The organism is Curtobacterium sp. ODYSSEY 48 V2 (assembly GCF_023712625.1).
GTDB lineage: Bacteria > Actinomycetota > Actinomycetes > Actinomycetales > Microbacteriaceae > Curtobacterium.
Genome location: NZ_JAMAXX010000001.1, coordinates 99678 through 118479, shown reverse-complemented (window position 1 = coordinate 118479; position 18802 = coordinate 99678). Strand labels below are relative to the sequence as shown.

Annotated in this window: 17 protein-coding genes; 11 read left to right on the top strand and 6 right to left on the bottom strand. The window is 73.0% G+C overall.

The window, feature by feature from the left end; translation table 11 throughout:
• Positions 1-144 precede the first annotated feature (144 nt).
• From M3666_RS00505 to idi, 3 genes are all read right to left on the bottom strand, one after another.
• A complete protein-coding gene (locus tag M3666_RS00505) occupies positions 145-1164 on the bottom strand; it encodes a LacI family DNA-binding transcriptional regulator (protein WP_251154167.1) in 1020 nt (339 codons plus the stop codon).
• A gap of 104 nt (positions 1165-1268) precedes the next feature.
• Entirely contained in the window at positions 1269-2354 is a 1086-nt protein-coding gene (locus M3666_RS00500) for a magnesium and cobalt transport protein CorA (protein ID WP_251154166.1), read from the bottom strand.
• A gap of 257 nt (positions 2355-2611) precedes the next feature.
• Complete coding sequence (idi, locus tag M3666_RS00495) at positions 2612-3154, bottom strand: isopentenyl-diphosphate Delta-isomerase (protein ID WP_066651866.1); 543 nt, start codon at positions 3152-3154, stop codon at positions 2612-2614.
• A 21-nt stretch (positions 3155-3175) separates the two neighbouring features.
• On the opposite strand from idi, the gene M3666_RS00490 reads away from it, so the two are divergent.
• From M3666_RS00490 to M3666_RS00460, 7 genes are all read left to right on the top strand, one after another.
• Positions 3176-4234, top strand: a complete 1059-nt coding sequence (locus tag M3666_RS00490; protein ID WP_066651867.1) for a polyprenyl synthetase family protein — start codon at positions 3176-3178, stop codon at positions 4232-4234.
• Positions 4231-5148: a phytoene/squalene synthase family protein gene (locus M3666_RS00485; RefSeq protein ID WP_209684186.1), complete on the top strand. Its 918-nt coding sequence runs from the start codon at positions 4231-4233 to the stop codon at positions 5146-5148. The genes M3666_RS00490 and M3666_RS00485 overlap by 4 nt, the downstream gene beginning before the upstream one ends.
• Positions 5145-6809, top strand: coding sequence for a phytoene desaturase family protein (gene crtI, locus M3666_RS00480; protein ID WP_251154165.1), 1665 nt, complete (start codon positions 5145-5147; stop codon positions 6807-6809). Before M3666_RS00485 ends, crtI begins: the two co-directional genes overlap by 4 nt.
• Positions 6809-7171, top strand: a complete 363-nt coding sequence (locus M3666_RS00475; RefSeq protein WP_066651873.1) for a lycopene cyclase domain-containing protein — start codon at positions 6809-6811, stop codon at positions 7169-7171. Before crtI ends, M3666_RS00475 begins: the two co-directional genes overlap by 1 nt.
• A complete protein-coding gene (locus tag M3666_RS00470; protein WP_251154164.1) occupies positions 7168-7638 on the top strand; it encodes a lycopene cyclase domain-containing protein in 471 nt (156 codons plus the stop codon). Before M3666_RS00475 ends, M3666_RS00470 begins: the two co-directional genes overlap by 4 nt.
• Complete coding sequence (locus tag M3666_RS00465) at positions 7635-8561, top strand: prenyltransferase (protein ID WP_144411207.1); 927 nt, start codon at positions 7635-7637, stop codon at positions 8559-8561. Before M3666_RS00470 ends, M3666_RS00465 begins: the two co-directional genes overlap by 4 nt.
• Before the next feature lie 114 nt (positions 8562-8675).
• Positions 8676-9719, top strand: a complete 1044-nt coding sequence (locus M3666_RS00460; RefSeq protein ID WP_251154163.1) for a Gfo/Idh/MocA family protein — start codon at positions 8676-8678, stop codon at positions 9717-9719.
• Between the two features lie 295 nt (positions 9720-10014).
• On the opposite strand, the gene M3666_RS00455 is transcribed toward M3666_RS00460, so the two are convergent.
• Positions 10015-10755 (bottom strand): MBL fold metallo-hydrolase, encoded by a 741-nt coding sequence (locus M3666_RS00455; protein ID WP_251154162.1) that lies wholly within the window; start codon positions 10753-10755, stop codon positions 10015-10017.
• Positions 10756-10818: 63 nt separating this feature from the next.
• On the opposite strand from M3666_RS00455, the gene M3666_RS00450 reads away from it, so the two are divergent.
• From M3666_RS00450 to M3666_RS00440, 3 genes are all read left to right on the top strand, one after another.
• Positions 10819-11340, top strand: coding sequence for a hypothetical protein (locus tag M3666_RS00450; RefSeq protein WP_251154161.1), 522 nt, complete (start codon positions 10819-10821; stop codon positions 11338-11340).
• Between the two features lie 3 nt (positions 11341-11343).
• Entirely contained in the window at positions 11344-12405 is a 1062-nt protein-coding gene (locus M3666_RS00445) for a YihY/virulence factor BrkB family protein (RefSeq protein WP_066651884.1), read from the top strand.
• A 93-nt stretch (positions 12406-12498) separates the two neighbouring features.
• Positions 12499-13200: an SDR family oxidoreductase gene (locus tag M3666_RS00440; RefSeq protein WP_251154160.1), complete on the top strand. Its 702-nt coding sequence runs from the start codon at positions 12499-12501 to the stop codon at positions 13198-13200.
• 26 nt (positions 13201-13226) lie between these two features.
• On the opposite strand, the gene M3666_RS00435 is transcribed toward M3666_RS00440, so the two are convergent.
• The gene (locus tag M3666_RS00435; protein WP_251154159.1) at positions 13227-14801 is read right to left on the bottom strand and encodes an ABC-F family ATP-binding cassette domain-containing protein; all 1575 of its coding nucleotides are present in this window, start codon (positions 14799-14801) and stop codon (positions 13227-13229) included.
• Between the two features lie 311 nt (positions 14802-15112).
• On the opposite strand from M3666_RS00435, the gene M3666_RS00430 reads away from it, so the two are divergent.
• The gene (locus M3666_RS00430) at positions 15113-15538 is read left to right on the top strand and encodes a DUF3151 domain-containing protein (protein ID WP_251154158.1); all 426 of its coding nucleotides are present in this window, start codon (positions 15113-15115) and stop codon (positions 15536-15538) included.
• Between the two features lie 207 nt (positions 15539-15745).
• Here M3666_RS00430 and M3666_RS00425 read toward each other — a convergent pair whose 3' ends face one another.
• A complete protein-coding gene (locus M3666_RS00425; RefSeq protein WP_374109566.1) occupies positions 15746-18802 on the bottom strand; it encodes a glycoside hydrolase family 2 TIM barrel-domain containing protein in 3057 nt (1018 codons plus the stop codon).

The window sequence follows — 18802 nt, the reverse complement described above, 5'->3', positions numbered from 1 at the left end:
GGTCGCGTTTTCGTAACGGCCCGCGTGATCCGGCGGAATCCGCGTCCTGACGCCCCCCGAGGTGGGGTGGTCGGGCGTCACGCAGGGCGGACGGGAGGCGCGGGGCGGGGCCGCCACGGGCCTCCAGGCCGACGCGTGGTCGCGTCAGCGGCGCCGGGGTGCGCCCGTCGATCCGCGCACCACGAGCTGCGGCACGAGGTCGACCGGGCGGAGCGTGTGCCCCTCGGACGGCAGGAGCAGGTCGACGCAGCGCCGACCGAGCTCGGGGAAGTCGACCTCCACCGTGGTCAGCGGCGGCCAGAGGTGCTTCGCCTCGGGGATGTCGTCGTAGCCGACCACGGACAGGTCGCCCGGGACGTCCAGCCCGTACGACCGCGCCGCGTGCATGACCCCGAGCGCCATCGCGTCGTTCGAGCAGAAGATCGCCGTGCAGTCCCGGTACCGCAGGAGCTCGCGGCCCGCGTGGTAGCCGAAGTCCGCGGTCCAGTCGCCCAGGATCGGCGGCACGACGGGCATGTCCCGGTCGGACATCTCGCGCAGGAACCCCTGCATGCGGGCCTCGGCCTCGATCCAGTCCTGCGGCCCGGCGATGTGCCGGACGTACTCGTGGCCGAGGTCGAGCAGGTGCGCGGTCGCCAGCCGGGCACCCTCCATCTGGTCGATGAAGAGCGTCGAGCGCTCGTCCCCGCCGCTCGTGCGGAGCGCCACGTAGGGCGTCCGCATCCCGAGCTCCTCGATGAGGTCGAACACGCGCTGCTGCGGCGCGATGACGATGATCCCCTCGACGTCCTGGTCGAGCAGGTGCCCGAGACCGTCCCGGACCGCCTCGTCGGTGGCCGCCGCGATGTTCGCGGTCGTCACCGAGTAGCCGCGCATGACGGCGGCGTCCTCGATCGCCTGCATCGTCGCGGCCGGTCCGTAGTGGGAGCGCTGCGCGGTGAGCACGCCGATGGTGTGCGTCCGACTGGTGACCAGGGCGCGCGCGGCGCGGTTCGGCCGGTACTGCAGCTGCTCCATCGCGGCGAGCACGCGGTCCTTGGTCTCGGCGCGGATGGCGTCCGAGTTGTTGAGCACGCGCGACACCGTCTGGTGCGAGACGCCGGCGACCCGCGCGACGTCACGGATGCTGGGCGAGCGCGGTTGCTGTGTCCGCGGTGACGCCATCGTTGCTCTCTCCTGCTCGGGGCCGTGGCACCTCGATGTGCACGTTCACATTCCGAGCCAGATCATTATGCACGTCCCCGCGCTGCACGCCAGCCGTACCCGTGTCAGAGCCAGTTGCGCTTCCGGAAGACCAGCCACAGGATCCCCGCCAGGGCGAGCATCGCCACGATCGCGACCGGGTAGCCGTACCGCCAGTGCAGCTCCGGCATGTGGTCGAAGTTCATGCCGTAGACGCCGGCGATGAGCCCCGGGGCGAAGAGGATGGCCGCCCAGGACGAGATCTTCTTGACCTCCTCGCCCTGGCGGTGCGCGGCCCGGGCGAGCTGCCGGCTCTCCTCGCCCTGCGCCAGGGAGGCGCTCGTCATCCGCCGCATCGCCTCGTTCTGCTCCTGCGTCACGAGGGTCGAGTGCAGCGTGAGGGCGTTCTCGAGCAGCGCCCGGAACGAGTCCACCCGCTCCGTCACGCGGAGGGCGTGGTCGAGCACGTTGCGCAGGCGGTGCTGCACCTCGTCGTCGACGCCGTACTTGTCGGCGCCCCGGAGCAGTCCGCGCACCATCGCCGGCACCGGGGCCGTGGCGCGCTGGAACCCGAGCACCTCGCTGAGCAGCTGGTAGATGCGCTTCGAGACGCCGGGGTCGACCTGGCCCGCGAACAGCTGGTCCTCGATGGCGTCGACCTGGTCCTGGATGACCTCGACCACCGGTGCGTAGCCGTCGACGATCTCGTCGAGCACGGCGGCGGTGACGGCTTCGGACCCCGTGGCGAGGAACGCCGGGTCGGCCTCGACCCGGCAGCGGACGGCGGCGAGGTTGGGCTCCTCGGCGTGCCGCACGGTCACCACGAACCGCCGACCGACGAAGAGGTGCACCTCGCCGAACTCGACCTCGTTCGTGTCGGCGCGGTGCCAGGCGGGTCGGAGCACCAGGAAGAGCGTGTCGCCGTACCGCTCGAGCTTGGCGCGCTGGTGTCCCTTGCGGGCGTCCTCGACGGCGTTCTCGTGCAGGTCGAACTCGGCGGCGACGGCCTCGAGCTCGGCGTCGTCGGGGCGCAGCAGGCCGATCCAGGCGAGCGTGCCGTCCGCGGCCGTCGCCGTGGTGGTTATCGGGTCGGTCTCCGTGGCCCGGGACAGGGTCGCGGGACCGCCGATGCGACGTCCTGCGACGTAGACGGCGTCGTCGATGCGTGCCATGTCGTGCTCCTCGTGCTCGGGAGCAGGCAGGCGCGATGCTCCGCGACGGAGCAGGGCGAGCACGGGCACCGGTCGAGCCGGTGCGGAGCGTGCGTCAGCGAACGGGCACGGTGACGACCGGGGCGGTCGTCCGGCCCGATCGAGGATGGTCACCCGACATCGCGCCTCACCTGCCCTTCTCGTCGTCCGCGGTCGCCAGGGCGCGACCGGCGGGCCACGTTACCCGGAGGGTGGACGTGCGTCGAGTGAGCGATCGCTCAGCGGGTGACGCGCAGTCCCTGCTGCTCGAGCTCCGTGAGCTGCCACCCGAGCCAGGGGCTCCAGGCGAACGGTGCCGCGGCGACCGATGCCCGCAGTTCGTCCTCGGAGAGCCAGGCGTACTCGGCGACCTCGTCGTCCGCGGGGGCCGGGACGTCGTCGGTCACGGCGCGGAACACCGGGCAGACCTCGTTCTCGACGATGCCCGAGGCGTCGACCGCGCGGTACCGGAAGTCGGGCAGCACGAGCTCGACGTCGCGCACGGTGATGCCGAGTTCGCGGGAGGCGCGGCGGGCGACGGCGTCCTCGAACGCCTCGTCCGGTCCGGGGTGCCCGCAGAACGTGTTCGTCCACACCCCCGGCCAGGTCTTCTTCGACAGGGCGCGACGGGTCACGAGGACCTTGCCCTCGGCGTTCCGCACGTGGCACGAGAAGGCGAGGTGGAGCGGGGTGTCCTCGGTGTGCACCGCGAACTTCTCGGCGGTGCCGATGGGAGTGCGGTCTTCGGCGAGCAGGACGACGGATTCCGGGAAAGTGTTCATCTGCCCCGATAGGTTAGGCCAATGAGCGAGGAAGCGGCCACCGTGGCGCAGATCGACCTCGCACTGGTCGACGACTGCATCGAACGCTTCTTCGCGGTGTCGTCGGCCCGTGCGCGTCGGTTCGGCAGACCGTCCGAGGAACTCTGGCGGGTGCTCCGTCGAGCGAGCATGGGCGGCAAGCGCTTCCGCCCCCGCATGGTCCTCACCGCGTACGCCGGGCTCGGCGGCACGGACGCCCACGCCGCCGCGAACGTCGCCGCCGCGTACGAGCTGCTGCACACCGCGCTCGTCGTGCACGACGACGTCATCGACCGCGACTGGTCGCGCCGCGGGGAGCCGAACGTCGCCGGGTCCTTCCGTGACACCGGCACCACCGGTGGCCTCGCGCTGCCCACCGCCGAGCACCGGGGGGTGAGCGCCGCCGTCATCGCGGGGGACCTCGCCCTCGTCGCCGCCGCACGCTTCGTCGAGGCGTCCGGTGTCGTCGACGACCGTCGTGCCCGGCTGCTCGAGATCCTCGACGACGCGGTCTTCGCGAGTGCGGCGGGCGAGATGACCGACGTCGACCTCGCGCTGGGCGTCATGCCCTCCGTCGACGAGGTCCTGGCCATGGAGCGGGCGAAGACGAGCGTCTACTCGTTCGAGGCGCCGCTGCAGTCCGGTGCCGTGCTCGCCGGCGCGGACGAGTCCGTCGTGGCCGCCCTCGGTGCCTTCGGTCGCGAGATCGGCATCGCCTACCAGATCGTCGACGACCTGCTCGGGGTCTACGGCGACGAGACCGTGACCGGCAAGTCCGTGCTCGGCGACCTGCGCGAGGGCAAGCGCACCATGCTCATCGCCTACGCCGCGACCACCGACTGCTGGGACGACATCGCGCCCTACCTCGGTGACCCCGACCTCGGCGAGGAACGCGCGGCCGAGCTCCGTGCGACCCTGGAGACCTGCGGCGCGAAGGCGGCGGCCGAGTCCCGGATCGCCGAGCACGCCGCCCTCGCCCGAGCCGAGCTCGCGGCCCTGCCCTACGAGCTCGCCGAACGACTGGAGCACCTCGTGTCCGAACTGCTGGAGCGCGTGCGGTGACCCAGACCGCACCACCGCGTCTGCCCCTGTACGACGCGACGGCCGAGGCTGCCTCCGGGGTCGTCATCGAGCGCTACTCGACCTCGTTCGGCCTGGCGAGCCGGCTCCTCACCCGGGACACCCGCGAGCACATCCGCAACGTGTACGCCCTGGTCCGCGTGGCCGACGAGGTCGTCGACGGTCCCGCGACCGAGGCCGGACTCGACCACGACCTGGCGCGCACCGTGCTCGACGAGCTCGAGGCCGACACCGAGCGTGCGATGGCACTGGGCTTCTCGGTGAACCCGGTCGTGCACGCCTTCGCCCGCACCGCCCGCACGACGGGCTTCGGGCCGGAGCTCACGAAGCCGTTCTTCGCGTCGATGCGCATGGACCTCGAGCGGACCGAGCACGACCAGGAGTCGTTCGACCGGTACGTGTACGGCTCCGCCGAGGTCGTCGGGCTGATGTGCCTCCGCGCGTTCGTGTACCGGGCCGGTCGGCCGACCTTCGACGACGCCGTGCTCGTCGACGGTGCCCGCGCGCTCGGGGCGGCCTTCCAGAAGGTGAACTTCCTGCGCGACCTGCACGCCGACTTCGAGGTGCTCGGCCGCTCGTACTTCCCGGGGGTCGACGTCCGCACGTTCGACGAGGCCACCAAGGACCGCCTGGTCGCCGACGTGCAGGCCGACCTCGACCGTGCCGCGCTGACGGTGCCACTGCTCCCCGTCGACGCGCGCAAGGCCGTCGGCCTCGCGCACGCGCTGTTCCAGGAGCTCAACGACCGGATCGCCGCCTGCCCGGCGGACCGCCTGGTGACGACGCGGGTGCGCGTGCCGAACCCGGTGAAGGCGCAGCTCGCCGCGCGCGTGCTCGCCGGCCGCGCCCCGCTGTCGTCCCGCGCAGCCCACCACCGGTCTGGAGGCCGTGCATGACCCCGTCCCGTGCCTCCCGTCCGTCCACCCCCGCATCGCGGCGCGCGGTGCCGGCCCGACGTGCGGTGATCGTCGGCGGCGGCATCAGCGGACTCGCGTCCGCCGCGCTGCTCGCCCGCGACGGCTACGCCGTCACCGTGCTCGAGCAGCGCGACCAGCTCGGCGGCCGCGCCGGGTCGTGGGAGCGGGACGGCTTCCGGTTCGACACCGGGCCGTCCTGGTACCTCATGCCCGAGGTGTTCGACCACTTCTTCCGGCTGCTCGGCACCACCGCCGACGCCGAGATGGACCTCGTGCAGCTCGACCCGGGCTACCGCGTCTACAGCGAGGGCGACGACGAACCGATCGACCTGCGCGCGGACCGCGAGGCGAACATCGCGCTCTTCGAGTCGATCGAGCCCGGTGCCGGTGCGCGGCTGCGGAAGTACCTCGACTCCGCCGAGGACACCTACGCGATGGCCGTCCGTCGCTTCCTCTACACGACCTTCCAGGACCTGACGAAGCTCGCCGCCCCGGACGTCCTCCGTCGTCTGCCGAAGCTCGCCCGGCTCCTGCTGCAGCCGCTGTCGTCGTTCGCCGCGAAGGCCGTGCGGGACCGCCGGCTCTGGCAGGTCCTCGGGTACCCGGCGGTGTTCCTCGGCACCAGCCCGTACGCCGCGCCGAGCATGTACCACCTCATGAGCCACCTCGACCTGGCCGACGGGGTGCTCTACCCGAAGGGCGGCATCACCGAGGTCATCGCCGCGGTCGAGCGCGTCGCCCGTCGCGAGGGTGCCGAGATCACCACGGGTGCGACCGTCGAGCGGATCGTCGTCGAGGACGGGCACGTGACGGGCGTCGTGCACCGCGATGCCTCCGGTGCGGAGCACACCGTGCCCGCCGACCTCGTGGTGAGCGCCGCCGACCTGCACCACACCGAGCTGCACCTGCTCGACGCGGAGCACCGGACGTACCCGGAGCCGCACTGGCGGAAGCGCGACCCGGGGCCGAGCGCCGTCCTCGTCTACCTCGGCGTCGACGGTCCCGTGCCCGGGCTGCTGCACCACACGCTGGTCTTCACCGCCGACTGGGAGGCCAACTTCGGCGCGATCTTCGGCAAGGACCGACACGTGCCGGACCCGGCGTCGATCTACGTCTGCGCGCCCTCGCTCACCGACGACACCGTCGCGCCCGAGGGCTCGAGCAACCTGTTCGTCCTGGTGCCGCTGCCCGCCGACCTGTCCATCGGGAAGGGCGGCATCGACGGTGCCGGCGACGCCGAGGTCGAGCGCATCGCCGACCGCGCGATCGACGTCATCGCGGAGCGCTCCGGCGTGCCCGACCTGCGCGACCGCATCCGCGTGCGCCGCACGATCGGCCCGCAGGACTTCGCCGACGACTACAACGCGTGGAGCGGCTCGATGCTCGGGCCGGCGCACACGCTGGCGCAGAGCGCGTTCTTCCGCGAGGCGAACGTCTCCCGCAAGGTGGACGGCCTCTACTACGCGGGCGCCTCGACCACCCCGGGCATCGGCCTGCCGATGTGCCTGATCAGCGCCGAGGTGCTGCTCAAGCGCATCCACGGCGACACGTCGACCGAACCGCTGCCGACGCCACTGCCGGCACCGTCGTCGGGGCCCGCCGGGTCGTCGACGGCCGGGTCCGCCCGGACCGTGGGCTGATGCCGGGGGCGTACCTCGCCGGACTCGTGGTGTCGATCGCCGGCATCGCGGTGCTCGACGCCCGGTACCGGCTGTTCCTCTGGCGCAGCCCCCTGCGTGCCGCGGCGGTGATGGTGATCGGGCTCGTGTTCTTCCTCGTGTGGGACGTCGCGGGCGTGCACCTCGGCATCTTCTTCATCGGGCAGGGCGACCTGCTGACCGGGGTGCTGCTCGCGCCCGAGGTCCCGCTCGAGGAGGTCTTCTTCCTCGTGCTGCTCTGCTGGACGACGATGGACCTGTTCGGTGCCCTGCGTCCGGTCGTGGCCCGGCGGCTCGACCGTGCCGGGTCCCGGGTCGGGCCCGACGAGGAGCGACGCTCGTGACCGGCACGGCGACGTACGCCCTGCTCGCGGTACCGTTCCTGACGTTCGCCGCGCTCGTCGCCGTGGCGGCCGGAGTCGTGTCGGCCCGTCGCCGCGGAGCCGGTCGCGGACAGGCCGGTCGTGGGCGGGCCGGTCGCCGGTGGGTCGGTGTGGGCGGTGTCGTCAGCGCCGTGGCGGCCGGCGTCGTCCTGCTCCTGATGACCGGCGTCTTCAACAACGTGATCGTGGGGCTCGGCATCGTCGCGTACGACGACGCGCTGGTCTCCGGCGCCCGGGTCGGGCTGTTCCCGGTCGAGGACCTGGCCTACTCGCTCGGTGCCGCCCTGCTGCTGCCGAGCTGCTGGGTCCTGCTCGAGCGGCCGCGGGCCCGGTCGTCCGCGCACCCCACCGTCCGCGGGGCGGGACGCGGGACCGGTACGGTCGGAACGCCGACCCAGCCACCCCGTCGACCGGAGGAGACCCCGTGACCGTGAGCAGTGCCTCCAGACCGTCGACCGCGCGCGCCCTGTTCGTGTCGTCGCGACCGATCAGCTGGGTGAACACCGCCTACCCCTTCGGCGCCGCGTACCTGCTCGGCAGCGGGGTCGGCGTCGACGGTGGCGGCGGCTTCTCGCTCGTCGCGTTCCTCGTCGGGGTCGTGTACTTCCTCGTGCCGTACAACCTGGCGATGTACGGCATCAACGACGTCTTCGACTACGAGTCCGACCTGCGGAACCCCCGGAAGGGCGGGGTCGAGGGCGCGCTGCTGGACAAGAGCGTCCACCGCACCACGCTGTGGGCGGTCGTCGTCACGAACGTCCCGTTCCTCGTCGCACTCGTGGTGCTCGGCGCGCTGAGCGGCAACGGGCCGTGGTCGTGGCTCGTGCTCGCGATCAGCGTCTTCGCGGTGATCGCGTACTCGGCTCCGGGACTGCGCTTCAAGGAGAAGCCGTTCCTCGACTCGCTGACGTCGTCGACGCACTTCGTCTCACCGGCGGTCTACGGGCTGGCGCTCGCCGGGCCGCACTGGACCGGGGCACTCGTCGCGGTCTGCGTCGCGTTCTTCCTGTGGGGTGTGGCCTCGCACGCGTTCGGCGCCGTGCAGGACGTGCTGGCCGACCGGGCCGGCGGCATCGGCTCCGTCGCGACGGTGATCGGCGCCCGGGCGACGGTCCGGCTGGCGTTCGTGGCGTACCTCGTGGCCGGCGTCGCGCTGCTGTTCTCGGACTTCCCGGGGCCGATCGCGGCGATCGTCGTCGTGCCGTACGCGCTCAACGTCCTGCCGTGGTGGAACATCACCGACGCCGGGGCCGAGGCGGCGAACGCGGGGTGGAAGCGGTTCCTCTGGATCAACTACCTGGCGGGCTTCATCGTCACGATGGCCCTCATCGGCTACGCCTGGACGCACTGACGCAGGCTGCTGCGCGGGCGGTGGGTGCGGCTGCACGACACTCGTCGTCGGCCTGACAGACTGGACGCACGCGCCGCGGGAGTCGTGGCGCGCCGGTCACGAAGGAGTGCACGCATGACGGTCCGCATCATCCACGTCGGTCTCGGAGGGTGGGGCGGCAACTGGGCCCGCACCGCCATCCCGCAGGTCACCGAAGTGGAGGTGGTCGGGCTCGTCGACCCGGTCCCCGCGACGCTGGACGCCGTGCGCGAGGACCTCGACCTGCCGGCATCCGCCGCCTTCGCCTCGCTCACCGAGGCGCTCGCCGGGGTCGAGGCCGACGCCGTCGTCATCACCGCACCGGCCGTCACGCACGTGCCGCTCGCGCTCGAGGCCCTCGAGGCCGGCAAGCACGTCCTGGTCGAGAAGCCGTTCGCGAACTCCACCGACGAGGCGCTCACGGCGGTCCGCCGGGCCGAGGAGCTCGGGCTCGTGCTGCAGGTCAGCCAGAACTACCGCTGGTACCCGGCACCCCGGGCGGTCAAGGAGCTGCTCGCGGCGAAGGAGCTCGGCGAGCTGTCCGCGATCAGCATCGACTTCCGGCAGTGGGACAACGACCAGCCCGTCGAGACCTACCCGCACTACCGGTTCCCGCACCCGATGATCAACGACATGGCGATCCACCACTTCGACCTGCTCCGGATGATCACCGGGCTCGAGGCCGTCCGCGTGTACGCCCGCGCGTCGTACCCGAGCCACAGCAAGTACCAGGACGAGGCCGTCACGTCGATGATCATCGAGCTCGAGGACGGTCTCGTCGTGAGCTACCGCGGCAGCTGGCTCTCGCGTGCTCCGCGGACCGCGTGGGCGGGGGAGTGGAGCATCCAGGGCGAGGACGGCGAGATCTGGTTCACGAGCCGCGACGGATCGCCGAGCGAGATCGCCGGGGACCGCGTGACGCTGCGGGCCGACCAGGACGCCGAGGCCGAGGCCGTCGACCTCCCGACGCTCGAGCACACCGACCGGCAGGGCGGGCTGCAGGCCTTCGCCCGGTCCGTCGAGGGCGGCCCGGCTCCCGAGACGAGCGGCCGGGACAACCTGCGGAGCCTGGCGCTGATGGAGGCCGCTGGTCGCTCGGCAGCCTCCGGCCGCCCCGAGGACGTGGTCCTGCCCGAGTAGGGCGTCGCGGGCTCGGGTGCTTCCGGGCGTACCTGGTCGATCCGGGCGTACCTGGTCGATCCGTTCGACCAGGTACGCCCGTTCTCACCAGGCATCGCAACCGTTCCGGGAAGGAACGGGTGCGCGGGGACGCACGTCACGACGGACGGGAGGCGCGGGGCGGGGCCGCCGCGCGCCTCCCGTCCGTCGTCCACCCGGCACCACTGCCGCGGGACTCGCGCTGCGCGACGGTCCTTGCGCGCGTGCACGCGAAGACCGTCGCCAGACCCGGGTCTCGGGCCCGGCAGTCCCGGCGCTACGCGGCGCCGGCCACCCTCCTGGCCTGCGCGACCGCGGCGCGCACGCCCCGCGAGAACGCGGGGCCGTGCCCGGGCAGCACGTGCCGGGCCTCGGTGTCCTCGAGCCGACCGAGCGACGCGACGGCCTCGTCGACGTCCGCCGTCGCGGCCGGCGCGACCACCCGCGGCCCGATCCCACCGGTGTAGGGGTCGAAGGTGACCAGGGCGTCGCCCACGATCAGCGCGTCGCGGTCGGCGAAGTGCAGCGCGACGTGCCCGTCCGTGTGCCCGGGCGTCTCGATGATCCACGGGTTGCCGGGGACGTCGGCGCGGGACTCCAGCGGCTGGGTCTCGGCGATCCCGTCCACCGTCGCCGCACCGGCGAGCAGCATCCGACCGAGCGGTGCGAGTCCGCCGGGGTGCACCGCGACGAAGCCGAAGCGGTTGGTCTGCGGCCGGTACGAGTACGGGTGAGCCGCCAGGTCGCGGTCGCCCGGGTGCACGAAGACGGGCGTTCCCCACTCGCGGTGCATCCTGGCGGCGGTGCCGACGTGGTCGAAGTGCCCGTGCGTGAGCAGCAGTGCCTCGACCCGAGCGGGCGTGTACCCGAGGTCGTGGACGGCGAGCAGCAGGTGCGGCCAGGCGGCGGGCAGCCCCGCATCGACGACGAGCAGGCGGTCGCCCGTCTCGACGAGGTACGTGTTGGTGTGTGCGATCTCGAGGCGGTGGATCCCCTCGGCGACGTCCCGGAAGAGCATGGGCTGCACCGTAGACCGCGGTCGCTCGGTGCGATGCCGGGGACCGCCTGGTAGGCACGAAGCATGGCCAAGGACAGCATCCCCGAGCTGGAGCTCGCGAACGTGCGGACCCGCGAACGCCTGACGGACAGCGTGAGCGAGATCCGGCGGCGCTCCGACGTGCCCGCGCGCACCCGGCTGGCTCTCGCGAAGGTCCGGCAGCGCTGGCACCGCGACCCGACGCCGCTCATCGCGATGGGCGTCACCGCGGCGACCGGCATCGCGGCGATCGTCCTCGGCACCCGCATCGGGCGGACCGACGCCGGGCACCTCGACCGTCCGGCGGCGTCGACCGCGTTCACCGCGCTCCTGCCCTTCGGCGCGCGCGGTGAGCTCGACGCCGACCAGGCGCGCGGCGGCCGGAAGGGGCGGAAGGCCCGGCGCAAGGCGGCCGAGGAGTCGCTCGAACGCGACCCGGTGCACAAGAACCGCGTGAAGCAGCGGGCCGGCATCGCCGCGGTCCAGCGCCGCGCGACGAAGAACCGGAAGCAGGCCGCCGCGCGGTCGAAGGCGGCGGCGAAGGCCCTCGCGAAGGCGAAGGGCTAGACCATGGCGCACAAGGACAAGACCCTCCAGCAGGAGATGCAGCACAAGCCGGCACCGGACGACCCCCGGAAGCCGGACAGCCCGACGGACCTCACGAAGCCGTCGTTCACGTACACGCTGAAGAAGACGCTCCGCGAGTTCACCAGTGACCAGTGCACCGACCTGGCCGCGAGCCTGACCTACTACACGGTGCTCGCGCTCTTCCCCGGTCTGCTGGCGATCGTGTCGATCCTCGGCCTGGTCTCGAACCCGCGGGACACGATCGACACCCTGCTCGACGTCGTCACGAACGTCGGTGGCGGGCAGGTCGCCGAGCTCCTCCGCGACCCGGTCGAGGGCCTCGTGCGTTCGCCTGCGGCGCCGATCACGTTCATCGTCGGTGTGCTCGGCGCCCTGTGGTCAGCGTCGGGCTTCGTCGGTGCCTTCGGCCGGGCGATGAACCGCATCTACAACGTCCGTGAAGGCCGGCCGATCTGGAAGCTCCGACCGACCATGCTCGGCGTCACGGTGTTCACCGTCGTGCTGCTCGTGCTGGGGCTCCTCGTGCTCGTCTCCGGACCGCTGGCCCGGGCGTTCGGCGACGTCATCGGCCTCGGCGACGCCGCAGCGCTCGTGGTCTCGATCGTGCAGTGGCCGATCCTGCTCGCGATCATGATCGTCGTCGTCGCGGTGCTGTACTACTGGGCGCCGAACATCCGCCAGTCCAAGTTCAAGTGGGTGAGCGGCGGCGCGCTGGTCGGCATCACGATCTGGATCATCGCGAGCGTCGGCTTCGGCTTCTACGTCGGCAACTTCTCGAACTACAACGCGACGTACGGCTCCCTCGGTGGTGTCATCGTCTTCCTGCTCTGGATCTGGATCACGAACAACGCGCTGCTCTTCGGTGCGGAGTTCGACGCGGAGCTCGAGCGCGGCCGTCAGCTGCAGGCCGGCATCCGGGCCGAGGAGGACATCCAGCTCCCCGAGCGCGACACCCGCCAGATCGAGAAGCAGGACGAGCAGCACGCCAAGGACGTGCTCGAGGGCATCAGGATCCGCGAGAGCGCCGGGCGCTCGAAGGACTGACCGGCTCCTGCACAGCGGCTGCGGCCGGCACCGCCCTCCACAGCCGGGAGGCGCGGTGCCGGTCCGCCACGCCCGCTCCGTAGGGTGGGACGCATGACCGACACCGCTCCCGCCTCCGCTGACCGTCCGACCGCACTCGTCACCGGGGCGACCCGCGGCATCGGCCGCGCGATCGCGCTGGAGCTCGGCCGCACCCACCACGTCCTGGTGGGCGGCCGCTCCGCCGACGCGGTCGCCGCGCTCGTGGCCGAGCTGCCGAGTGCGTCACCGTTCGTCGGCGACCTCGGCGCGGGCGACGTGCCGGACCTGCCGGCGTCGCTCGACGTCCTGGTGCACAGCGCCGGGGTCGAGCAGGGCACCCGCATCGCGGACACCTCGCGCGACGTGTGGGAGCAGGTGTTCGCCACCAACGTCTTCGCGGTCGCCGAACTGACCCGGCTGGCGCTCCCCGCGCTCCGGGCCGCGCGGGGCATCGTCGTGCCGATCAACAGCGGCTCGGGGTTCTCCGCAGGTCCCGGCGGCGGTGTGTACGCGGCGTCGAAGTTCGCGCTCCGGGCCTTCGCGGACGCGCTGCGCGAGGAGGAGCGGGCGAACGGCGTGCGGGTGTCGAGCGTGCACCCGGGCCGCACCGACTCCGACATGCAGCGCGCCCTGACCGAGAAGCTCGGCGAGGACTACGACACCGCGTACTACCTGGCGCCCGAGGACGTCGCCGCGGCCGTCCGGACCGTCGTCGACCTGCCGGAGCGCGGCACGATCGAGTCGGTCGCAATCCGGCCGACCCGGAAGCGGTAGCCGCCGGCCGGGCCGGCGCGGAAGGGCTACCGCAACGCGATCCGACCCGTCAGGTCGAGCCGCTCGAGGAAGGTCTCGTCGTGACTGGTCACGACGAGGGCGCCGCGGTACGCCCGGAGCGCCGCCACGAGCTGGTCGACGCTCGTCAGGTCGAGGTCGTTCGTCGGCTCGTCGAGCACCAGGAGCTGCGGCGGCGGGTCTGCGAGCACCAGCGCGGCCAGCGCCACCCGGAAGCGCTCCCCGCCCGACAGCGAGCGGACGGGCCGGTCCACCGTGTCGCCGCGGACGAGCAGACGCGCGAGTCGGTTCCGGAGCTCCCCGTCGGGTACGTGCGGGGCGTCCCGCCGGACGTTCTCGAGCACGGTGGCGTCGTCGTCGAGTCCGTCCCGACGCTGCGCGAGGTACCCGATCCGGTCGACGTGCGGCACCGCCGCGGTGTCCGGGACCGGGTGGTCCCGTGCGGTGGGGCTCCCGACGAGCTGGTCGAGCAACGTCGTCTTGCCGACGCCGTTGTCGCCCGTCACGGCGAGGCGTTCCGGGCCCTGCACGACGGTGTCCCGCCCGCGCACGGTGATCGTCGCGATGCGCCGTGACGCCGGCACGTCCGGGTCTGGGAGCGCCACGTGCAGGGGCTCGTCGTCGCGCAGGCGCAGTTCGGCCTCCCGGACCGCCGACAGGGCCTGCGCCTCCGCCGAACCGTGCGCCGTCCGGAGCCGACCAGCGGTCTCCTGCGCCTTCTTCCGCTGCTCGTTCGCCAGGATCTTCGGCATCGAGCGGCCCGCCTTCTCGCCCGCCCTCGCCCGGCGCGCGATCGTCGTCTCGGCCTCGATGCGCTGCCGCTTCTCCGTGCGGTGCCGTTGCTCGGCGACGCGGACCTCGCGGGCGACGGCGGCCTGCTGCACGGCGAGGTGTTCCTCGTACGCGCTGAACGTCCCGCCGAACACCGTCGCCGAGCCGCTGCGGAGCTCCACGGTCTCGTCGACGTGCTCCAGCAGCTCCCGGTCGTGACCGACGACGACGAGGGTGCCGCGCCAGCCGTCGACCAGGTCGAGCAGGGCCGCGCGGGCCCGCCGGTCGAGGTTGTTCGTCGGCTCGTCGAGCAGTGCGATCGGTCGTCCCCGCAGTCGGATGCCGACCACGGCCGCCAGGACCGCCTGCCCGCCCGAGAGGGTCGTGACGGGTCGGTCGAGGTCGTCGCCGTCGAGCCCGGGGACGTCCGCGAGCGCTGCGGCGGCACGCTCCTCGACGTCCCAGTCGTCGCCGACCGCGTCGAGGTGTGCAGCCGAGGCGTCGCCGTCCAGGACGGCTCGGAGCGCCGTCAGCGTCGTGCGGATCCCGAGCAGGTCCGCCACGGTGTCCCCGGGGCGGGCGTGCAGCCGCTGGGGCAGGTGGTCCACCGCACCGGTCGTGCTGACCGAGCCGGACGTGGGCTGGAGCCGGCCCGTGACGAGCCGGACCAGCGTGGACTTGCCGGCGCCGTTCCTCCCGACCAGGCCGGTGCGTCCGCGGCCGAAGGCGGCGGTGAGGCGGTCGAGCGCGACGGTGCCGTCGGGCCAGGTGAAGGTGAGGTCGTGCAGGACGACGGACGGTGTTGCGGGCATGGGGGTGCCTCCCGGATCGTGAGCTGGGCGCACGACACCGGACCCGCGGCGACCGGAGGGGTCGGCACACGGGAGCGCCCGAGGGGGCGCGACGACCAGGGCGCCCGACGGGGCGCGACGATCACGGTGTCAGCGCGAGGACTGCGCGGTACCGGTGATCGACTGCAAGGCTGCTCGTTCCGTCGGGGACCCCCGTGTCCGCCACCCGTGCTGCCGGTCGGTCTCCCGCCCCGGCGGCCCCGCGTGACGACGAAGTGTCACCCACCGTAGGGCGGACGCCGCTCCTCGGCAAGAGGTGACAGGCTGGGGGCATGCCGGAGAACCTGCTGCCGAACCCGACCGCGAACCCCGCGACCCTGCTGCCGGAGGAGCCCGAGGTGACCGCCGCGCTCGCCGCCGACGCCCCGGTGTCGAGCGTCGTCGTGTCGCACCCGTCCTCGAGCCTGGCGTGGGCGCTCCTCGCCGACGAGGCCTGGGCGCGCGGCGCGACCCTCGAGTCCTACGCCTACGCCCGCGTCGGGTACCACCGCGGCCTCGACGCCCTGCGGAAGGCGGGGTGGCGCGGTGCCGGGCCGGTGCCGTGGTCGCACGAGCCGAACCGCGGCGTGCTCCGCGCGCTCTTCGCCCTGCGCCGCGCGGCGTCCGCGATCGAGGAGCCGGGCGAGCCCGAGCGCCTGACGGAGTTCCTCGAAGCGTCGGACCCGGAGGCGCTCCGCGCCCTCACCGGCGGGGAGTAGCGGGCGGCCGTGGCGGCGCCGCTGCGCGGCTGCCGCCCGCTGCGGATGCAGTCCGACCGTGCGGCACCGCGCACCGCGGTGTCGGCGCGACGCCGCCGCACAACCGCAAGCACCTCGCGCCACGGGAACCCGTGGCGCGAGGTGCTTCCGGTTGTGCGCGAGCAAGCCGCGCCACGGCGCGCCGGCGCCGCCGCGGCCGCGCCGCCCCTACCCGAGCACCACGCTCCACGAGAACGCCTGCGGCCACAGCTGGTGCTCCGGGAGCACGTCGAGCCCGCAGGCCCGCGACCCCAGCCCGTGCTGCGCCGCGTCGAGGTACAGGTACGCGTGCTCCGGCGTCGGCAGCTCGTACGGGTGCATCGCACGCCCGAGCTCCTGCGCGGTCCACGGCGAGAGCGTGAAGCCCGCCCGGTGCGCCCCGACGGTCGACACCGTGAACGGCCCGACCGACAGCGTCCGCAGCCCCGGCCGGTGTCCGGTCTCCTGCGGCAACGAGTAGTCCACGGTCAGCGCCCGCGCCGGCGCACTGAACCGGCCGACCCGAGCAGCACGCGACGAGTCCGCGTACGACTCCGCCGGTCCGGTCCCGAACCACGAAGCATCGCCGTCGAGCAGCGACGCCGGCAGGTCGAACCGCACGCCGATCCGCGGCCAGGTGACGTCCCACGCCCCGAACGGCACCGCGTCGGTCTGCAGCAGCAGTCCGTCGTCGGTCAGGGTCCAGCGGTGCGTGACGTCGACGCCCCACCCGCTGTTCGCCGCCGCCACACGGACGCGCTGCTCGAGGCCGTGGTCGGTCCGCGACACCGACACGAGCCGGTGCGTCAACCGGTCGAGCCCGCGTGCACGCCACCGGACCGCCGACGCGGGAGCGGTGGGGTCGCCGACGCCCTTCGTCAGCACCGGGTCGGCCGTCTCGTACCCGCCCTGCGAGGCCAGGCTGTCGTTGTCCGTCGGTGCGCGCCACAGCTCGAGCCGCGGACCGGCGACCTCGTGCCCCTTCCAGGACACCAGGTCACCGCGGGCGGCGAAGGTCCCCTCGCCGAGACGGTCGCCGTCCCATCCCTGCCGGGAGGTTCGGGGCACGTCCGCCGCGCGGCTCGCCACGAGCCGCTGCGTGCGTGCGACGACGTGGCCGGTGTCCGCCCACGCGGTCGGCCCCGCCAGCTCCGCCGTCACGTCGAGCCACAGCTCGTCGCCGGGGGCCAGGGACCTGGAGTCCGCGGCTGCCGCGAGCACCTCGTCGGGCACCGGGACCGTGGCCGACTGCCGGGCCGCGACGACGCCGGGGGTGAAGCGGCCGCTGGCCTCCTCGACCCCGTTCCGCGACAGGGTCCAGCGGAAGCGCAGTCCCGCGGTCGATGCGGAGTGGTACCGGTTCTCGACGAGCACGGTGGTGTCCGACAGCGAGAACCGGATCGGGGCCACGACGGCCGCGAACTCCGCCAGCCCCGGCGTCGGGGAGTCGTCGGGCAGCACGAGGCCGTCCATCACGAAGTTGCCGTCGTGCACGACCTCGCCGAAGTCGCCGCCGTAGGCGTAGTAGTCCTGGCCGTCGGCGGTGCGGGCGAGGAGCCCGTGGTCCCGCCACTCCCACACGAAGCCGCCGTGCAGTCGCGGGTACCTGTCGACCAGGTCCTCGTACTCCTGGATCTGGCCGGGTCCGTTGCCCATCGCGTGGACGTACTCGCAGTGCAGGAACGGCTTCGTCCGCTGCCGCGCGGCCTCGGCCGGACCGCACCCGAGCAGCGGGGTCTCCGGGCCGCCACCGATCGACTCGGTCTCCTGCAGCGTCGGGTACATCCGCGAGTACACGTCGGTGTAGGCGCCGGTGTAGTCGCCCTCGTAGTGCACCGGGCGTTCGTCGTCGCGGTCGTGCACCCACTGCGACATCGCGGCGAGGTTCCGGCCGGTGCCGGACTCGTTGCCGAGCGACCACATGACGATCGACGCGTGGTTCTTGTCGCGCTCGACCGTCCGGGCGATCCGGTCGAGGTACGCGTCACGCCAGGCCGGGTCGTCCGAGGGGTTCCCGACCCAGTCGGTGAAGAGGAAGCCGTGGGTCTCGAGGTCGCACTCCAGGACCACCCAGAACCCGAGCTCGTCCGCCAGGTCGAGCACACGGGGGTGCGGCGGGTAGTGCGAGGTGCGGATCGCGTTGACGTTGTTCCGCTTCATGAGCGCCATGTCCGCGCGGGCGTGCTCCTCGTCGAAGACGCGGCCGCGCACGGGGTGGGTCTCGTGCCGGTTCACCCCGTGGAACACCACGCGCTCGCCGTTCACCAGGAACCGGTCGCCGACGATCGACACGGTGCGGAAGCCGAGGCGCAGCGCGACGGTCTCGCCGCCCGCGCGGCCGCCGGCGTCCGTGCCGGTGGAGACGGTCGCGTCGTACAGCTTCGGGACCTCGGCGCTCCACGGCTCGACGCCCTCGAGGGTGATCGGCGCGACCTCGTCGGCCGAGGCCCACGTCACGTCGACACCGAGGTCGGGCACCCGGAAGCGCACCGGGAACGCGGCATCGAGGGTCGGGAACGTGATCGTCCCCGTGCCGGTCTCCGGCCGTCCGGAGGCAGCCGTACCGGCCGTGGCGGCGTTGCCGAGCGTGGCGGTCCAGCCGGCGCGCACGAACACGTCGTCGATCGGCGCGGTCGGTCGGGCGAGCAGGGTGACGCTGCGGAAGATGCCGGGCAGCCACCACTGGTCCTGGTCTTCGAGGTACGAGGCGGCCGACCACTGGTGCACCCGGACGAGCAGCTCGTTCGACCCCGGCACGAGCAGCGAGGTCACGTCGAACTCGGTCGCGAGTCGGGATCCGGTCGACCAGCCCACGAGGGACCCGTTCAGCCACACCCGGAAGTGCGACTCCACCCCGTCGAAGCGCAGCAGCACCCGGGCCGCGGCGTCGAAGGACGCGGGGACCTCGAACGTGCGGCGGTGGTCGCCGGTCGGGTTCTCCTCCGGCGGGTGCGGCGGGTCGATCGGGAACGGGTACTGCAGGTTCGTGTAGCTCGGCGCGCCGTGCCCGTGCAGGACCCAGTGCGACGGCACGGGGAGGCTGCCCCACCCGTCCTCCACCCCCGGGAGCGGGACGTCCGCGACCGGCGACCACCGGAAGTCCCAGTCCCCGTCGAGCGACAGGGACGGGGCGTCGGTGTGCAACCAGGCCCGCGGCGCGAGCCGGGTGTCCGAGCCCGGTGCCGTCGAGGCGAGCGCGTCGAGCGCCTCGGGCGTGGTGCTGGTGGAGGACGAGTGAGCAGCGAT